This is a genomic window from Pseudomonas sp. GW821-FHT07E12, assembly GCF_058986605.1.
In genome coordinates this window covers 1-17,237 of sequence record NZ_JBYSVX010000038.1, presented here as the reverse complement: position 1 = coordinate 17,237, position 17,237 = coordinate 1, and the positions used below count along the sequence as shown (strand labels likewise).

Annotated in this window: 13 protein-coding genes; 9 read left to right on the top strand and 4 right to left on the bottom strand. The window is 66.1% G+C overall.

What is annotated here, in order from left to right; genetic code table 11:
- Positions 1-44: 44 nt before the first annotated feature.
- From AC3WJE_RS17555 to AC3WJE_RS17535, 5 genes are all read left to right on the top strand, one after another.
- The gene (locus AC3WJE_RS17555) at positions 45-1,511 is read left to right on the top strand and encodes a cobyric acid synthase (protein ID WP_493732140.1); all 1,467 of its coding nucleotides are present in this window, start codon (positions 45-47) and stop codon (positions 1,509-1,511) included.
- Positions 1,499-2,020: a bifunctional adenosylcobinamide kinase/adenosylcobinamide-phosphate guanylyltransferase gene (cobU, locus tag AC3WJE_RS17550; protein WP_493732111.1), complete on the top strand. Its 522-nt coding sequence runs from the start codon at positions 1,499-1,501 to the stop codon at positions 2,018-2,020. Before AC3WJE_RS17555 ends, cobU begins: the two co-directional genes overlap by 13 nt.
- Positions 2,017-3,063: a nicotinate-nucleotide--dimethylbenzimidazole phosphoribosyltransferase gene (cobT, locus tag AC3WJE_RS17545; RefSeq protein ID WP_493732110.1), complete on the top strand. Its 1,047-nt coding sequence runs from the start codon at positions 2,017-2,019 to the stop codon at positions 3,061-3,063. Before cobU ends, cobT begins: the two co-directional genes overlap by 4 nt.
- A gap of 153 nt (positions 3,064-3,216) precedes the next feature.
- Entirely contained in the window at positions 3,217-3,795 is a 579-nt protein-coding gene (locus AC3WJE_RS17540) for a histidine phosphatase family protein (protein WP_493732109.1), read from the top strand.
- Positions 3,780-4,517: an adenosylcobinamide-GDP ribazoletransferase gene (locus AC3WJE_RS17535; RefSeq protein ID WP_493732108.1), complete on the top strand. Its 738-nt coding sequence runs from the start codon at positions 3,780-3,782 to the stop codon at positions 4,515-4,517. Before AC3WJE_RS17540 ends, AC3WJE_RS17535 begins: the two co-directional genes overlap by 16 nt.
- Before the next feature lie 422 nt (positions 4,518-4,939).
- Here AC3WJE_RS17535 and AC3WJE_RS17530 read toward each other — a convergent pair whose 3' ends face one another.
- Entirely contained in the window at positions 4,940-5,284 is a 345-nt protein-coding gene (locus tag AC3WJE_RS17530; protein WP_493732107.1) for a hypothetical protein, read from the bottom strand.
- Between the two features lie 34 nt (positions 5,285-5,318).
- On the opposite strand from AC3WJE_RS17530, the gene AC3WJE_RS17525 reads away from it, so the two are divergent.
- Positions 5,319-6,770, top strand: a complete 1,452-nt coding sequence (locus AC3WJE_RS17525; RefSeq protein ID WP_493732106.1) for a serine hydrolase domain-containing protein — start codon at positions 5,319-5,321, stop codon at positions 6,768-6,770.
- Positions 6,771-6,812: 42 nt separating this feature from the next.
- Positions 6,813-8,021, top strand: a complete 1,209-nt coding sequence (locus AC3WJE_RS17520; protein ID WP_493732105.1) for an aspartyl protease family protein — start codon at positions 6,813-6,815, stop codon at positions 8,019-8,021.
- A gap of 125 nt (positions 8,022-8,146) precedes the next feature.
- Here the strand turns inward: AC3WJE_RS17520 and AC3WJE_RS17515 are convergent, their stop codons facing one another.
- Entirely contained in the window at positions 8,147-8,968 is an 822-nt protein-coding gene (locus tag AC3WJE_RS17515; RefSeq protein ID WP_493732104.1) for an AraC family transcriptional regulator, read from the bottom strand.
- A gap of 65 nt (positions 8,969-9,033) precedes the next feature.
- On the opposite strand from AC3WJE_RS17515, the gene AC3WJE_RS17510 reads away from it, so the two are divergent.
- Positions 9,034-10,275: an MFS transporter gene (locus AC3WJE_RS17510; protein ID WP_493732103.1), complete on the top strand. Its 1,242-nt coding sequence runs from the start codon at positions 9,034-9,036 to the stop codon at positions 10,273-10,275.
- Positions 10,276-10,339: 64 nt separating this feature from the next.
- Here the strand turns inward: AC3WJE_RS17510 and ybaL are convergent, their stop codons facing one another.
- Positions 10,340-12,025 (bottom strand): YbaL family putative K(+) efflux transporter, encoded by a 1,686-nt coding sequence (ybaL, locus tag AC3WJE_RS17505; protein ID WP_493732102.1) that lies wholly within the window; start codon positions 12,023-12,025, stop codon positions 10,340-10,342.
- Positions 12,026-12,563: 538 nt separating this feature from the next.
- Positions 12,564-14,996 carry a TonB-dependent receptor plug domain-containing protein gene (locus tag AC3WJE_RS17500; protein WP_493732101.1) on the bottom strand — a complete coding sequence of 811 codons (2,433 nt, stop codon included), beginning with the start codon at positions 14,994-14,996 and terminating at the stop codon, positions 12,564-12,566.
- 263 nt (positions 14,997-15,259) lie between these two features.
- On the opposite strand from AC3WJE_RS17500, the gene AC3WJE_RS17495 reads away from it, so the two are divergent.
- Positions 15,260-17,119 (top strand): ABC-F family ATP-binding cassette domain-containing protein, encoded by a 1,860-nt coding sequence (locus tag AC3WJE_RS17495; RefSeq protein WP_493732100.1) that lies wholly within the window; start codon positions 15,260-15,262, stop codon positions 17,117-17,119.
- The last annotated feature ends 118 nt before the right edge of the window (positions 17,120-17,237 follow it).

The window sequence follows — 17,237 nt, the reverse complement described above, 5'->3', positions numbered from 1 at the left end:
GAGAGGTACCGGACGCCGATAAAGTGGCAAGCGCCCGCACGCTGATGATCCAGGGCTGCACTTCCGACGCCGGCAAGAGCACGCTGGTCGCCGCGTTGTGCCGCTGGTTGCATCGGCGCGGCGTGGCGGTGGCGCCATTCAAGCCGCAGAACATGGCGTTGAACTCGGCGGTCACCGCCGATGGCGGCGAGATCGGCCGCGCGCAGGCAGTGCAGGCGCAGGCTTGCGGGCTGGAGCCGCATACCGATTTCAATCCGGTGCTGCTCAAGCCCAACAGCGACACCGGTGCGCAGGTGATCGTGCACGGTCGCGCGATCGGCAATCTCGATGCAGTCGCCTACCACGCCTACAAGCGCACCGCGCGCGAGGCGGTGCTGGCTTCGCACACACGCCTGTGCGAGCGCTACGCGGTGGTGATGGTCGAGGGCGCCGGCAGTCCGGCCGAGATCAATCTTCGTGAAGGCGACATCGCCAACATGGGGTTCGCCGAGGCGGTCGATTGCCCGGTGATCCTGATCGCCGACATCGATCGCGGCGGCGTGTTCGCGCATCTGGTCGGCACGCTGGCGCTGCTGTCGCCGAGCGAACGCGCACGCGTGGTCGGTTTCGTCATCAACCGCTTCCGTGGCGATCTCACACTGCTGCAACCCGGCCTGGATTGGCTGGAGCGGGAAACCGGCAAGCCGGTGCTTGGCGTGTTGCCTTATCTGCACGGCCTGCAACTGGAAGCGGAAGATGCGTTGCCACGCACCGCGCCGGACAAGCCACAGGCGCAATTGCGGGTGGTGGTACCGGCATTGCCGCGCATCAGCAATCACACCGATCTGGATGCGCTCGCCGCGCATCCGCAGGTTACGGTGCAGTTCGTCGGGCCGGGTGAGGATTTTCCTGCCTGCGATCTGATCGTGCTGCCGGGCAGCAAGTCGACCCGCGCCGATCTGGCGTGGCTGCGTGCGCAGGGTTGGGACACGGCGGTCGCTCGCCACCTGCGTCACGGCGGCAAGTTGATCGGCATCTGCGGCGGCTTCCAGATGCTCGGCCGGCGCGTGCACGATCCGCACGGCATCGAGGGCGCGGCCGGCAGCAGCGAGGGGCTCGGCTGGCTCGATATCGAAACCACGCTGGAGCCGGAAAAACACTTGCAGCGCAGGGCCGGCACGCTGCGCCTGGGCGAGGCCGGAGCGAGCGTGCACGGCTACGAGATCCATTGCGGCGTCAGTTCCGGGGCCGCGTTGCAACGTCCGCTGCTGCGCTTGGACGAGGGTGGTGACGACGGCGCAGTTTCAGCCGATAACAAGGTTATCGGCAGCTACCTGCACGGTCTGTTCGACGCGCCGCAGGCGCTGGCCGTGCTGCTGGCCTGGGCCGGTCTGCGTGACGCGCAACCGCTCGATATCGCTGTGCTGCGCGAGGCCACACTCGACCGACTCGCCGACATGGTCGAGCAGTATCTGGATACACGCACACTCGCGCGGCTCACCGCGACGGAGGAGATCGCATGCAGCAACTGATCCTGGGCGGCGCACGCTCCGGCAAGAGCGCGCTGGCCGAACGCATCGCCGCCGCCAGCGGCAACGACGTGGTCTACATCGCCACCGCGCAGGCATTCGACGGCGAAATGGCCTCACGCATCGCCCATCACCGTGCGCAACGCCCGTCGCACTGGGCCAGTGTCGAGGAACCGCTGGCGCTCGCGGCCACGCTGCGCACGCACGCAGCACCCGGTCGCTGCCTGCTGGTGGATTGCCTGACGCTGTGGCTGAGCAACCTGCTCGGCAACGCAGATGCCAGCCGCTTCACGCGCGAACGCGACGCGCTGCTGGCGGTGCTGCCGCAGCTGCCCGGCGATGTCGTGCTGGTCAGCAACGAAGTCGGGCAGGGCATCGTGCCGCTGGGCGAGCTGACGCGCCGCTTCGTCGATGAAGCCGGCCGATTGCATCAGGCGCTGGCGACGCGCTGCGAGCGTGTCGTGTTCGTCGTCGCCGGCCTTCCGATGGTATTGAAAGGAGAACCGTTGTGAGCTTCGAGTGGATCCACGCCGCCTGTGCGCAACCGGACGAAACTGCACGTGCGGCCGCCGGTGCCCGTCAGGCACAACTGACAAAGCCGCCGGGCGCGCTCGGCACGTTGGAGCAGCTGGCGTTGGATTTCGCCGCCTGGCAAGGCCGTGAGCGCCCGCGCCTGGACAAGGTATGGATCGCGGTCTACGCCGCCGATCACGGTATCGCTGCCGAAGGCGTGTCGGCGTTCCCGCAGGCCGTGACTGGTGAGATGGTGCGCAACTTCGCCACTGGCGGCGCGGCGATCGCGGTGCTGGCGCGGGAGTTGGGCGCCACGCTCGAAGTGGTCAACCTGGGCACCGTCAACGATCCTGGCGAAGTGCATGACGTGCGCCGAGCGATCATCGCGCCATCCACCGCCAACCTGTGCGAAGCACCGGCGATGACCGAGGTGCAGCTCGCCGCTGCACTCGCCGCTGGTGCCGACAGCGTGGCACAGGCGAGTGCAGCGGACACCCAGCTGTTCATCGCTGGCGAGATGGGGATCGCCAACACCACCACCGCTGCCGCACTTGCCTGTGCACTGCTGGCGCAACCGCCGCAAGCGCTGACCGGCGCCGGTACCGGCCTGGATGGCGCCGGCATCGCGCGCAAGGCCGGCGTGGTGGCGCGCGCTTTGGCCCGTCATGTCGACGCGCACACGCCGCTGGAACAACTGCGCTGCCTGGGGGGATTCGAGATCGCGGCGATGAGTGGCGCTTTCATCGCCGCGGCGCAGGCCGGCATTCCGGTGTTGGTGGACGGTTTCATCGCCACCACGGCGGCATTGGCGGCGGTGCGGATCAATCCCGGTGTGCGCGACTGGCTGCTGTTCGCACATCGCTCGCCCGAGCGCGGCCATGCGGCGGTGCTCGATGCGCTGGATGCGCACCCGCTGCTCGATCTCGGCATGCGCCTGGGCGAGGCCAGCGGCGCGGCCGTAGCGGTACCTTTGTTGCGATTGGCCTGTGCGCTGCACGGCGGAATGGCGACGTTTGCCGAAGCCGGGGTGTCGCAGGGATGAGGCCGGGAATGAGAAGGCCGGGAATGGGGAATCGGAACGGCGGGGCACCGCGAACTGTGCGATGGCTGTGATGTCCTGCTGGCAGCAACTTCATTGCTCGTTCTCCGCCGAGCCTAAACTCCTTGAAGCCTTGCACATAACAATCCCGCTGCCATGACCCACCGATTCCCCATTCCCGATTCCCGATTCCCGGCCTTACACCTGCTGCGTCATGGCGATACCGGGCAGCGTAGCTATCGCGGGCAACTCGATGATCCGCTCACCGAGCTGGGCTGGCAGCAACTGCGCGCGGCCACCGCGAACGGGCAGTGGGATGCGGTGGTGTCCTCGACCTTGCAGCGCTGCGCGCGCTTCGCCGGGGAACTGGCCGCCGCGCGTGGCCTGCCGCTGCGGCTGGACGCGCGGCTGCGGGAGTATCACTTCGGTGATTGGCAAGGCGTGCCGATCGCCGATATCGATCGCGATTTCGGTGCAGCGCTCGGGCGTTACTGGGCCGATCCGGTGAGCTTCCCACCGCCGAATGCCGAGCCGTTCGCCGTGTTCCGTCAGCGCCTGTCCGACGCGCTCGATGCGATCGTCGCCGGGCATCCGGGACAACGCGTACTGGTGGTGACGCATGGCGGTGCGATCAAGCTGATCCGCAGTCTCGTCGAGGGACGCGCCTTCGGCGACATGGTCGAACTGCATGTGCCGCATGCCTCGCTGCATCCGATCGCATGGCCGCCGGCGTGATCGACGGCCTGCTCGCCGCGCTCGGTCTGCTGACGCGCATCCCGGTGCCGGCGCGGGTGTGGCAGGCCTCGGGCGTGCAGGCGCGTTCACTGCCGTGGTATCCGCTGGTGGGGTTGCTGCTCGGTGCGTTGTTGGCCGCGTTGGCATGGCTGCTGCGCGATGCAACGCCGTTGCTGATGGCCGCACTGCTGGTGACCGCCTGGGCGTGGCTGACCGGCGGCCTGCATCTGGACGGACTGGCTGACAGCGCCGACGCCTGGGTCGGCGGCATGGGCGATCGCGAACGCACGCTGGCGATCATGAAGGATCCGCGCAGCGGGCCGGCGGGTGTCAGTGCGCTGGTGCTGGTGTTGCTGTTGAAGACGGCCGCGTTGGCCAGCTTGGCCGGTGCTGCATGGCAATGGTTGTGGCTGGCGCCGGTGCTTGCACGCGGGGCGTTGACTGCTGCGTTTCTCGCGTTGCCGTATGTGCGTGCGGGTGGGATGGGGGCGGGGTTGAGTGGCGCTGGGCGCGTGCCGTGTTTGATTGTGCTTCTGGCGACGCTGGTGATTGTGGTGATGTTTGCGCGTTGGCAGGGTGTGGTGGCATTGCTCGTTGCTGTTGCTGTTTTTTCGCTGTGGTGGCGTGCCTGTCGCCGGCGGTTGGGGGGTATGACGGGCGATACCTGTGGTGCGTTGGCGGAGTTGGTTGAGGTTGCGGTGTTGGTGGGGTTGGCGTTGTAGGGTTGGCGGTGTGGGCGGCTTTGATATTTGTCGGTGATTTCGCCATGTCTGGTTTTTGCCGTTCCCCCGCGACTGGAAATTCGGTGCATTTCGCACCATTCCTTTACCGTTCGCCGCTATCTATCTATCGTCGTCCCCGCGCAGGCGGGGACCCAGTGACTTTCGCGTGATCTCTCTATCGTCATCCTCGCGAAGCGCTTTTCAGCAGCCGAAGGGCTCCACAACAGCCGAATGGCTGGTAATGGCTGATCAAGCGGGGATCCATGGACGTTGCTTTTTGGTTTCCTGAGTTTGAAGTAATAGCAACAGCAACAGCAAAGGCTTTCGCTCCTTCGGAGCGAGTCACCTTTCTTTGCTCGTGCAAAGAAACGTAACCCAAAGAAACACGCCCCAGTCCTCGCGCCCTTCGCTGCGCTACGGGTTCACTCCGCCAGCGGGATTTTCTGACGCGGCATCCATGCCGCGGCAGAAAACGACGCACATCCATGTGCGTCGCCCTTCGGGTTATTCCCGCTGGCTCCGTCGCTGCGGATGGGGGCCCCGGGAAAGTCAAAGTCCAAGGCAACTGCAAAGGCAAAATCACGAGCAACGGCAACGGCAACGGCAAGAGCAAGAGCAAGAGCAAGAGCGGCATCAGTAGCATGCCCGTAAATATCGACTTGCCTTGCACGACACGGCAAGTCCGAACCCGAGTCCGGTGCCAGAGGCTGGACAAACGGCGCAGTGCCTTCCGGCACATCGCGCCGCCGTGCAATCTCGACGAGCATGGTGCGGTCCGCCATCCTCCGCGAGCGAGCCTCCATGCGTCCCACCCTGTGTGCTGTGCTGGTCATTGCGCTGTCGATCCCCTTTGCAGTCAAAGCGGCAGACACGTCGGCAGCGTCCCGTTCGGCGCGGATGCAGGCGGTCATCGAAGGGTTGGGGGCGGCGGTCGAAATCAACGGACGTCCTGTCGTACGCACGCGCCTGGGCGATGACATGCAGGCCATGCATGTGCCGGGCGTGGCGATCGCGGTGATCCGCCATGGCAAGGTCGATTGGGCGCGCGGCTTCGGCGTCACTCGCGAAGGCGGCGAGCCGGTGACCGCCGATACGCTGTTCCAGGCGGGTTCGGTCAGCAAACCGGTGGCGGCGATGGCGGCCATGCGGTTGGTGCAGGAGGGCCGCCTGCCACTGGATACCGACGTCGATGCCACGTTGAAGCGCTGGAGGCTGCCGGCGAACGCCTATACCGAGCAGATGCCGGTGACGCTGCGCGCATTGCTCTCGCACAGCGCGGGCACCACGGTGCACGGATTTGCCGGTTACGCGGCGGGCGTGCCGGCGCCGACGTTGGTGCAGGTGCTGAGCGGTACCAAGCCGGCCAATTCGGATCCGGTGATCGTCGATCAACCGGTAGGACAGGCCTTCCGTTATTCCGGCGGGGGCTACTCGATCGCCCAGCAGATGATGATCGATGCCACCGGCACATCGTTTCCGCAACTGGTGCGCGAAACCGTACTCGCGCCGTTGGGCATGAAGCAAAGCACCGAGGAACAGCCGTTGGATGCCGCCCGCCTGGCGCACGCGGCGTGGCCGCACGATTCTACCGGTGCGCCGATAGTGGGCGGTCCTCACACCTATCCTGAGATGGCGGCGGCGGGGTTATGGACCACGGCCAATGATCTGGCGCGGTTCGTGATCGAGCTGCAGCGTACCGCCAGTGGCCATGCCGGCCGGGTGCTTGATCCCGCCACTGCGCATCAGATGATGACGCCGGTGAAGGGCCGCTACGGCCTGGGTGTGAAGGTGTTGGGGTCGGCCTCGGCGCCGTACTTCTTCCACGATGGCTCCAATGCCGGCTACAAGGCGACTATGCTCGGTTATCCCGGCTCGGGAGATGGTGTGGTGGTGCTGACCAATGGGGATCAGGGCTACGAACTGGGCCAGAAGATCGCTCGTGCGGTCGCGATCGTCTATGGTTGGCCGGACCTGCGTCCGGTCGAGCGCACTGCCATCGATCTGGGTGCCGATCAGTTGGCCGCATACGCGGGTTCATTCGAGATGGCCGGTCTCGGCGGATTTGAAATCCGCCGACACGGCGAAGGCCTGGTCGTGGAAATCTGGAAGGGCGTGGTCGATCCGTTGTACGCCGAAGCGCCCGGACGCTTCTTCATCACCTCACACGATCTGCAACTGACGTTCGACGGACCAGATCGTGGCAGCATCGCGCTGGACGATTTCAAGGGCACGTTCGTGCGCGCCAAGCCATGAACGCATCCGCTTCTCCCAGTCACTGACCAAACGGATTCACGGATGACATACGACATGCGATCACGCTGGTTTTCTTCTGCCCGCTGCCGAGCCCTGGCTACTGTCGGCGCGCTGTGGCTGTGCTTCTGCGTGCAGGTCAATGCAGCCGCGGAATTTCCGCCGGGCGCTGCGAGTGTCGAGGTGCCGTTCGAACTTTCGTCGGGCCACATCTATATCGACGTGGAGATCAACGGACAGGGGCCGTTGCATTTCATCTTCGACACCGGTGCGGTCAACGTGCTGACGCCGCAGGCGGCGCAGCGGCTGGGTCTTACGGTGAGCGGGAACGTGGAGGCCACCGGTACTGGCGGTCGTCAGGACGCGGGAAAAACCGAGGTCAAATCGGTTGCCGTGGGTGGAGCGGTGCTGCGCGATCAACGTTTCTATGTCCTCGAACTGCCCGCGACGGAAACCGTCGGCCGCCCAGTCGATGGTCTGATCGGGCAAGGCTGGCTGAGCGAGTTGCCGACACGGATCGACTACGCGGCATCGAAGATCACTTTCTATCAGGCCAAGGGCTTTCGCTACGCAGGGACCGCGCAGGCGACGCCGTTGTATTTCCGTGGCAACCGCTCGCAGGTGGAGGCGAACGTCGATGGCATCACCGGGAAATTCACCGTGGATACCGGCAGCAGCGGCTCGTTGATCCTGTTCCCGGCGTTCGTTGAGAAGAACGGATTGGTTGCGAAATATCGTCCGAAGACGCAAATCATGTCCGCCGTAGGCGTGGGCGGCCCGGTCTATTCGCTGCTCGCCCGTGCCGATCGCCTGGAGTTCGCCGGCGCGACGGTCGAGCACCCGGTCACCTACCTCTCGCAAGCACGCAGCGGCGCGGCGACGGACGAAAAGACCGCAGGTAGTCTGGGTTCCGGCGTGTTGCGCCGTTTCACGATCACCTTCGACTATCCCGGCAAGAAGGCGTACTTCGAACCCAACGCCGCGATCGGCGTGCCTGATCTGGCCGATCGCTCCGGCTTGCGCGTCGATCGCGCACCGGACGGCTTCAAGGTTGTATTCGTCGCCAAGGACAGCCCGGCGATGCGAGCGAACCTCAAGGCCGGCGACATCATCCGCAGCGTGGATGGGAAGCCCGCCGACGGCATCGGATTGCCGGCGTTGCGCGAGTTGTTGAAGGGCGCGGTGGGTACCCGCGTCACGTTCGAGCTTGTGGGTGGCAATGGTCCCGCGGTGCTGGAATTGGCCGATCTTTGATCCGCGGGGATGGAGCCCATCGTCGAATGTGGTTGATGCAAAAGCATCCAAGACGAATCGACATTCGCAACGAAGCCACGCTGTTGCTCGTGATTTTGACTTTGTAGTTAGCGCAACAACCCACCTCAGGCAAAAAACCGACTAGGCGGCTGCCCGAACTGCCGCCGGAACATCGCAGTGAACGCACTGGGACTGTCGTAACCCAACGCCAGCGCCACATCGATGATCTTCTCCCCGACAGCCAACCGCTCCAACCCACGCAACAGCCGCACCTGCTGCCGCCACTGCCCGAAGGTCATGCCCAGCTCGCGCTGGAACAGGCGCTGCACCGTCTTGACGTCCAACTGCAATCGCGTCGCCCAGTCCTCCAGCGTGGAGGCATCGGCTGGCTCGTCCTGCAAGGCGTCGCAGATCCGGCGCAGGCGTGGATCGTTGGGTTCGGGCAGGTGCAGCGGCAGTTCCGGCAGCGCGTGCAATTCGTCCAGGATCAGCCGCATCAGCCGGCCGTCGCGCGAGTCGGGGTGGTGATCCCAGGGGATCATCGCGGCGTGCCGGATCAACTCGGTCAGCAGTGCTCCGACCTCGACTACCGACGGTTGCGCCGGCATCCCGGCGATCACCTTGGGGCGCACGTACAGATTGCGCATCTGCACCAGGCCGATGCAGCGCACCGCATGCACGGTGCCAGCGGGCATCCACAGCGCACGCGTGCTCGGCACCACCCAGCGGCCGTGGCCGGACGTCACCACGATCAATCCGTGGATCGCGAAGATCAACTGATGGTGATGCAGGTGGCGATGCGGGGTGATCAGGGTGTCGGCGGGGTAGTCGATCGCCTTGCAGATCACGTCGGCCGGCGCGTTGTCGACATTCGGCAAGTGCGCCAGCGAGGCCAATGGTCTGTCTTTTTCGCGATGCTTGCTGACCATATCTCGTGAGAAGGTCACGGCGGGCCACCGTACCATGCGCCGCACTCTCCCGTCCGGGCCCGATGCCCAGGAGCCCCGTCCCCATGTCGATTTCAAGTACCTCGGCCGTCGCGGCCCCAGCCGCAGCCACCCCCGCCACGAGCCCAGCCGCCGCTTCCCGCCCGCTCGCAGGGGGCATCCTGGCTGCGATCACGGCTTCGCATCTGATCAACGACATGATGCAGTCGCTGATCCTGGCGCTGTATCCGGTGCTCAAGGGCCAGTTCCAGCTGAGCTTCGCCCAGATCGGGCTGATCACGCTGACCTACCAGCTGACCGCCTCGCTGTTCCAGCCGCTGATCGGCCTGCGTACCGATCGCCGCCCGGCACCGTATTCGTTGCCGTTCGGGATGACCTCGACGCTGTGTGGCCTGCTGCTGCTGGCATTCGCGCCGAGCTTTGCGATGGTGCTGCTGGCAGCAGCGCTGGTCGGTATCGGTTCGGCGGTGTTCCATCCGGAATCCTCGCGGATCGCCCGGCTGGCTTCCGGCGGCCGGCACGGACTGGCGCAATCGGTGTTCCAGGTCGGTGGCAACGCGGGTACCGCGCTCGGTCCGCTGATCGCGGCGGCGGTGATCGTGCCCAATGGCCGCCACAGCGTGGCCTGGTTCGGCGCCGCGGCGCTGGTGGGGATCGGGCTGCTGTCCTACGTCAGCCGCTGGTATGCGCTGCATCTGAGCCTGCGCGCGGCGTCACCACGACCGGTGGCGCAGACCCACGTGCAGGCACCGAAACGGGTGGGTTGGATCATCGCGATCCTGTTGCTGCTGATCTTCTCCAAGTATTTCTACATCGCCGGCATCAGCAGCTACTACACGTTCTATCTGATCCAGCGCTTCGGCATCTCGGTGCAGGAGGCGCAGATGCACCTGTTCGCGTTCCTGCTGGCCGCGGCGGCCGGCACGCTGGTCGGCGGCCCGGTCGGCGACCGGATCGGACGCAAGCCGGTGATCTGGGTGTCGATCCTGGGTGTGGCGCCATTCGCGCTGCTGTTGCCGCACGTCGGCCTGCATGCGACCACGCTGCTGGCGGTGCTGATCGGGCTGGTGCTGTCCTCGGCGTTCTCGGCGATCCTGGTCTACGCGCAGGAACTGATGCCAGGGCGGATCGGCATGGTGTCCGGGCTGTTCTTCGGCTTCGCCTTCGGCATGGGCGGGCTGGGCGCGGCGGTGCTGGGCCTGCTCGCCGACCACGTCGGCATCATCACGGTCTACAAGGTGATGGCGTACCTGCCGTTGCTCGGCATCGTCGCTGCGCTGCTGCCGGGACGACGCGCCCACGCCTGAGCCTGAGAGCGTCACGTTACTGCGCAGAAGGCAGCGGACGCTCCCGGCACCAAGGCACGACAACTCAGGCCGTCGTCGGATTCCGCAGACCCCGATAGGGCGGGGTGGACATCACCATTTCGACCAGCGAGTAGGCCAGTTCGCGCTCGGCCAGTACCGCGCCGTCGGCGCCGTGTTCGAGCAGGTGCTTGACCTCGGCCTCGCTGTGGGCGCGTGCCAGCAGCGTCAGCGATGGGTTCATCGCGCGCAGCTTGGCCAACGCCTCGCCCGCTTCCAGCGGTTGCGGGATCGCCAGGATCGCGATCTTGGCGCGTTCCGGATGCGCCTCGGCCAGCACCTTGTCCGCCGCCGCGCTGCCACGGATACCGGGGATGCCGGCGGCATGCGCGCGCACCACGTGGTCGCGGTTGTCGTCGATGATCAGCACCGGCACGCCGCGATCGCGCAGCAACTGCGCCAGCGCGCTGCCGACGCGGCCGTAGCCGATCACGATGGCGTGGTCATGCAGGTCCAGCGACGGGCCCGGCGGGATGTCCGGCTCGACCGCCACCGGTGCCTGCTGCGCGTTCTTGGCCTGCCAGCGGTCCAGCCAGGTGAACAGGAACGGGTTGGCGATGATCGACAGCAGCGCGCCGGCCAGGATCAGGTCGCGACCGGTCTCCGGCAGGATCGCCAGGCTCACGCCGAGGCCGGCGAGGATGAAGGAGAACTCGCCGATCTGCGCCAGGCTCACCGAGATCGTCAGCGCGGTGCCGGTCGGATGTCCGAACGCGCGCACGATGATGGACGCCGCCACCGATTTGCCGACGGTGATGGTCAGGAACGTCGCCAGCACCTGCCACGGGTGCTCGATCAGGATGTGCGGGTTGAACAGCATGCCGACCGAGACGAAGAACAGCACCGCGAACGCGTCACGCAGCGGCAGCGAGTCGTTGGCGGCCTTGTGGCTGAGTTCGGATTCGTTGAGCAGCATGCCGGCGAAGAACGCGCCGAGCGCGAATGACACCCCGAACAGCGTGGCCGAGCCGAACGCCACGCCCAGCGCGATCGCCAGCACCGACAGCGTGAACAGCTCGCGCGAGCCGGTCGCGGCGATCTTTTCCAGCACCCACGGGATCGCGCGGCGGCCGACGATCAGCATCACCGCGACGAACGCGGCCATCTTCAACAGCGTCAGACCCATCGCCGCAAGGATCGAGCCGGCGCCGCCATCCTTGCCGCCTCCCATGGCACTGGCCAGCGCCGGCAGCAGTACCAGCGTCAGCACCATCGCCAGATCCTCGACGATCAGCCAGCCGATCGCGATCTTGCCGCGCTGGGTTTCCAGCAGCCGGCGTTCCTCCAGTGCGCGCAGCAGCACCACGGTGCTGGCCACCGACAGCGCCAGGCCGAACACCAGCCCGTGCAGCGCCGGCCAGCCCATGCTCCAGGCCAGCAACCAGCCGAGCAGCGTGGCCACCGCGATCTGCACCACCGCGCCGGGGATCGCGATCCACTTCACCTCCAGCAGATCGGCCAGCGAGAAATGCAGGCCGACGCCGAACATCAGCAGCATCACGCCCAGTTCCGAGAGCTGGTTGGCCAGATCCTGGTTGGCGACGAAGCCCGGCGTGAACGGACCGACCACCATGCCGGCAATGAGATAACCCACCAGCGGTGACAACCGCAGTTTGTTGGCCAGTGCGCCCAGGACGAAGGCGACCGCGAGGCCGACGGCGATGATGTCGATGAGGCTGGTGTCGTGATGCATCTAGGGCGTGTCTTCCATTCCAGGGAGGGGGATCAGTCCGCGCGAGTCGCCATTGCCCCGGCACCATGGCCGAGGCTGCCGGTTCGATCCACGCATCGCCGGAAGGCGCACGCGCGGACGAAGACCGAAAGGAGGCACCCCGTGGTGGAGCATCATCTTCCGGCCGTGAAAGGATTCACGGCCTTGCGCTTCCTCGATCCGGGCATGCGCGAAAGGCGCACCGGTCTGGAGCGGACGACACGCCCCGAAACACGAGGGCAGGAACCCGAGTGTCGCCGATCCATGTGTCCGGGAGCAAACCGCAGCGCAAGAAAACCCCGGTACATGGCGGGGCAGTGACGCGGCACCTGATTCCGATCAGTGCGGCTAGTTGACCTCGATGCGGGTGAACGCCCTGTTGAAACTGGACGACGATAAGCCCGGGTGTGGCGGTTGCGCGAGCTGGCTGCGCTTGGGTTGGAACACGTCCACCATCGCCCGAAACGAAAACGCCCCGACCTTGCGGCCGGGGCGTCGTCATGTCGAACCAGGTGAAGGATTACCAGGTGTAGGTGATCTTCCCGTAGACGTAAGCACCGTTGTAACCGAACGGCGAGTAGTTGCTGTACGGCATGGTGCCGTAGTTGTTGTTGGCGTCCAGCAGGACCCGGTCCGGATAGGTGTTGAACAGGTTGTCCGCACCCAGGGTCAGCTTCCAGTTCTCGCCGGCCTTGTAGCTGGCCGAGGCATCGGCGATCCACTTGGCGCCGTAGGTCTGGTCGAAGGCCGCACCGCTGGTGCTACGGGTGGTGAAGCTGCCGTAGCGGGTCGCGGTCAGGCTCAGGGCCCAGTGATCGGTGTTCCAGGTGCCGCCGAGGATCGCCTTGTCCTTCGGGTAGCTGTCTTCCAGGCGGCCACGCTCGTCACGTCCGATCAGCGTCGTCGTCGAGCCGATTGCGGCCAGTCCGGCGGTCTGCGTGACGTAGTTGAGGATCTCGGTCTTGCTGTAGCTGTAGCTGGCGGTCAGATCGAGCGAGCTGGAGACAAACGGGATCGTGTAGGTGCTGACCAGGTCCACGCCGCGGGTGCGGGTGTCGGCGCCGTTGAGGAAGTAGCGCGCGCCGGTCACGTCGGTATAGCCGAGCGACTTGAGCACTGCGACGGCGGCCGAATCGCTGATCAGCGACGACAGCAGGATGCGGTCGTCGATCTTGATCTGGTACGCATCCACGGTCACGTACAGGCGATCCACCGGCTGCAGCACCAGACCCAGGCTGTAGGACAGCGAGGTTTCCGGCTTCAGCGCGGTCGAGCCCAGCGCCTGCGCCACCGTGCCCGAGGCCGGGAACACGCCGGCGTACAGGATCTGGCCGTTGCTGAAGGTGCTGGTCACCACGTTGTAGTTCTGCTGCACCAGCGACGGTGCGCGGAAGCCGGAGGACACCGTGGCGCGCAGCGCGACCTTGTCAGTGAACGCATAGCGGCCCGACAGCTTGCCCGAACCCTTGCTGCCGAAATCCGAGTAGTCCTCGTAGCGGCCGGTGATGCCGGCGGAGAACTTGTCGGTGATGTCCGCTTCCAGGCCGGTGTACAGCGCGTAGTTGTGGCGGCTGGAATGCACCGCATAGGCCGGGTTGAAGCCCGGGAAGCCCTGCGCGCCGCTGCCGGCGTAGGAGTTGTACTCGCCCGGCGACTGGTTCCACTTCTCCTCGCGGTACTCGGCACCGAACGACCAGGTCACCGGGTAGGCCAGGCCCCAGTCCAGCGACTGGGTGAAGTCGGCGTTGAAGATGTTCTGGGTGTACTCCAGCGCGCCGTCGTAGAAGCTGGTCGGCGTGTTGGTATCGATCGCGTTGTTGAGGTTGTAGCCGAGGTAGTAGTTGACCGAATTCCGGGTGTGGTAATTCACCCGGTTGTAGCCGTAGTTGTAGCTGACGTCCCAGTTGAGGCCGCCGTCGGTGCCGCCCTTCAGGCCGGCCACCAGCGAGCGGTCCTGCGAGAACTGGTTGATCACCGGCACGTAGCCGTTCGGGTACAGCGCGGTGATCAGCGCGGCGTAGTTGGCGTTGCTGTTGCGGGTGGAGCGGTAGAACGCGTACGAGTCGATATCGCGGTTGCTGGCGATGGCGGTGGCGTAGGCGCTGACGTGGTCGTTGAAGACGAACTCGCCGTTGGCCGAGACCGCGGTGGAATCGACGTCAGGCTCGCCGACGATGTAGGTCTTGGTGCCGGCCGCGGCCGGATAGTTGGTGGTGCTGGTGGCGCGGCCGTTGTAGGGGCCGGCGCGGTTGGTGCTGTCCTGCTGGGACAGCTGTGCAGCCAGGTGCAGGCTGCCGCGGCCATCGGCGAAGCTCACGCCGGTGTCGCCGGACAGGGTGTCCTGGGCGCCGTCGCCGGCCGAGTACTGGCCATGGCCTACGCTCAGGCTGCCGCCGGAGGCGCTGCCCTTGAGCACGATGTTGACCACGCCGGCGATGGCGTCCGAGCCGTACTGCGCCGAAGCGCCGTCACGCAGGACTTCCACGCGCTCGATCGCCGCGATCGGAATCGCGTTGAGATCCACCGCCGAGGAGCCACGGCCGATGCTGCCGTTGACGTTGAGCTGCGCCGAGGTGTGGCGGCGCTTGCCGTTGACCAGCACCAGCACCTGGTCGGGCGAGAGGCCGCGCAGCTGCGCCGGGCGGATGCCGCTGGTGCCGTCGACCAGCGCCGGGCGCGGGAAGTTCAGCGAGGGCAGGGCGCGCGACAGCGCGGTCGCCAGCTCGGTGGTGCCGGTCGAGGTCAGCTGCTCGGGCGAAATGATGTCGATCGGTGACTGCGACTCGGCGACGGTGCGGTCGCTGACATGCGTGCCGGTCACGATGACGGTATCGAGGGTGTTGGCCGTAGCCGTGGCCGGGCTCGTGGTGGACTGTGCGAAGGCCGGGAGGGCCAGGGGCAGGCCGAGTGCAACGGCGACGGCAGCGGCGAGGGTGCTGGTCTTGCGGTTCATCTGGAAACGACTCCGTTGGGGGGCGAACGCGGCGCGGTGCCTTGCCCCGGCTGGGGTGCCATGGCGACTGCGAGGCGCACACGGAATTAACGACTTTCTAATGTTCATGTCAAAACTGGTTACGTGTGCAAGCTGATGCCGTGGTTCGACAAGGCGGGTGCGAACGCGACACCCACGATGTCAAGTATTCGTTAACGCTAGAATGGCGTCGCAGGAGTGGCGCTCATCTGCTCATGCCTTTTGGTTATTTCGGATCGTCCCCCATGATTTCGCTACGTAATTTCGCCATGCGCCGCGGCGAGCGGCTGCTACTGTCCAACGTCGACCTGACGATGCATGCCGGCTACCGGGTCGGCGTGGTCGGCCGCAACGGCACCGGCAAGTCCAGCCTGTTCGCGGCGATCCGCGGCGAGCTGGAATCCGACAAGGGGGATGTCGAGCTGCCGGGCCGGGTGCGCATCGCCAGCGTCGCCCAGGAAACCCCGATGCTGCCGGACCCCGCCATCGAGTTCGTGCTCGGCGGCGATGAGGTGATCGCCAAGGTGCTGCGCGACGAGGCCGACGCCAACGCGCGCGAGGACTGGGAAGCGGTCGCCGATGCCCACCAGAAGCTGGCCGAACTGAACGGTTATGACGCCGAGGCGCGTGCCGGCAAGCTGCTGCACGGCCTGGGCTTTACCGCCGAGACTCATCATCGTCCGGTGTCGTCGTTTTCCGGTGGCTGGCGCGTGCGCCTGAACCTGGCACGCGCGCTGATGATGCCGTCGGACCTGCTGCTGCTCGACGAACCGACCAACCACCTGGATCTGGACGCGGTGTTCTGGCTGGAGCAGTGGCTGCTGAAGTACCCCGGCACGCTGCTGCTGATCTCGCACGACCGCGAGTTCCTCGACAACGTCGCCACCCACACCCTGCACCTGCACGGCGGCAACGCCAAGCTGTACGTCGGCGGTTACACCGATTTCGAGCGCCAGCGCGCCGAGCAGTTGCGCCAGCAGCAGATCGCGCACGAGAAGGAGCAGGCCGAGCGTGCCCACCTGCAGAGCTTCATCGATCGCTTCAAGGCACAGGCCAGCAAGGCCGCGCAGGCGCAGAGCCGGATGAAGCGCCTGGCCAAGCTGGCCGGTACCGAGGCGGTGCGCGCCGAGCGCGAGTTCCGCATCGAGTTCGCGCCGCCGGCCAAACTGCCGTTCTCGCTGATCCGGCTGAACCATGTCGAGGCCGGTTACGGCGCCGATGCGGTGATCCTGCACGAGGTCGGTTTCGGTCTGGAGGCGGGCCAGCGCATCGGTCTGCTCGGTCCGAACGGCGCGGGCAAGACCACACTGGTGAAGACCCTGGTTGGCGAGCTTGCGCCGCTGGCCGGGGAGCGCGCCGCGCACCCGGACCTGCGCATCGGCTACTTCGCCCAGCACACGGTGGAGTCGCTGCACGAAGGCCAGTCGCCGATGGAGCACTTCCGCGACATCGCGCCGGATGCACCCAACCAGGCGTTCCGCGACTTCCTCGGCAAGTGGAATTTCGCCGGTGACCGCGCGTTCGAACCGGTCGACGGTTTCTCAGGTGGTGAGCGTGCGCGCCTGGCGCTGGCGCTGATCGCCTGGCAGCAGCCGAACGTGTTGCTGCTCGACGAACCGACCAACCACCTTGACCTGGAAATGCGCGAAGCACTGGCCGAAGCGTTGGCCGACTTCGAGGGCGCGATCGTGATGGTCAGCCACGACCGTCACCTGATCGGCCTGGTCTGCGACACCTTCTGGCGCGTGGCCGACGGCGTGGTCGAGCCGTTTGCCGGCGACCTCGACGAGTACGCCGCCTGGCTGCGTTCGCGCCCGAACGCGCAGGGCACCAAGCAGAAGATGGCCGAAGCGGCGCCGGTACCGGCACCCAAGCCGCAGCCGCTGCCGCCGAGCAAGACCGTCAATCCGGTCAAGCTGGCGGCGGCCGAGAAGAAAGTCGGCGAACTGGAAGCATTGCTGGCCGAGCTGGATCGCAATCTGGCCGATCCGAAGCACTACGCCGACGGCGAGAAGATGGCCGTGCTCGGTCGCGAGCGTGAGGTCGCCGCAAAGCAGCTTGCCGACGCCGAACAGGCGTGGATGACGCTGATGGATGGCGCGTAAGCCCGCGCCCCCGTAGAGCCGAGCTTGCTCGGCTCTACAAGATTTCGCCCGAGGTTTCGTAGGAGCGGCGTAAGCCGCGATGGGGCTTTACCGATAAAGCCCCATCGCGGCTTACGCC

What these genes read in the sequence shown, in the direction of transcription:
- AC3WJE_RS17555 (WP_493732140.1), top strand. Translation starts at nt 45, where the DNA reads ATGATCCAGGGCTGCACTTCCGACGCCGGCAAGAGCACGCTGGTCGCC.
- cobU (WP_493732111.1), top strand. Translation starts at nt 1,499, where the DNA reads ATGCAGCAACTGATCCTGGGCGGCGCACGCTCCGGCAAGAGCGCGCTG.
- AC3WJE_RS17540 (WP_493732109.1), top strand. Translation starts at nt 3,217, where the DNA reads ATGACCCACCGATTCCCCATTCCCGATTCCCGATTCCCGGCCTTACAC.
- AC3WJE_RS17535 (WP_493732108.1), top strand. Translation starts at nt 3,780, where the DNA reads ATGGCCGCCGGCGTGATCGACGGCCTGCTCGCCGCGCTCGGTCTGCTG.
- AC3WJE_RS17530 (WP_493732107.1), bottom strand. Translation starts at nt 5,284, where the DNA reads ATGCTCGTCGAGATTGCACGGCGGCGCGATGTGCCGGAAGGCACTGCG.
- AC3WJE_RS17525 (WP_493732106.1), top strand. Translation starts at nt 5,319, where the DNA reads ATGCGTCCCACCCTGTGTGCTGTGCTGGTCATTGCGCTGTCGATCCCC.
- AC3WJE_RS17520 (WP_493732105.1), top strand. Translation starts at nt 6,813, where the DNA reads ATGACATACGACATGCGATCACGCTGGTTTTCTTCTGCCCGCTGCCGA.
- AC3WJE_RS17510 (WP_493732103.1), top strand. Translation starts at nt 9,034, where the DNA reads ATGTCGATTTCAAGTACCTCGGCCGTCGCGGCCCCAGCCGCAGCCACC.
- ybaL (WP_493732102.1), bottom strand. Translation starts at nt 12,025, where the DNA reads ATGCATCACGACACCAGCCTCATCGACATCATCGCCGTCGGCCTCGCG.
- AC3WJE_RS17500 (WP_493732101.1), bottom strand. Translation starts at nt 14,996, where the DNA reads ATGAACCGCAAGACCAGCACCCTCGCCGCTGCCGTCGCCGTTGCACTC.
- AC3WJE_RS17495 (WP_493732100.1), top strand. Translation starts at nt 15,260, where the DNA reads ATGATTTCGCTACGTAATTTCGCCATGCGCCGCGGCGAGCGGCTGCTA.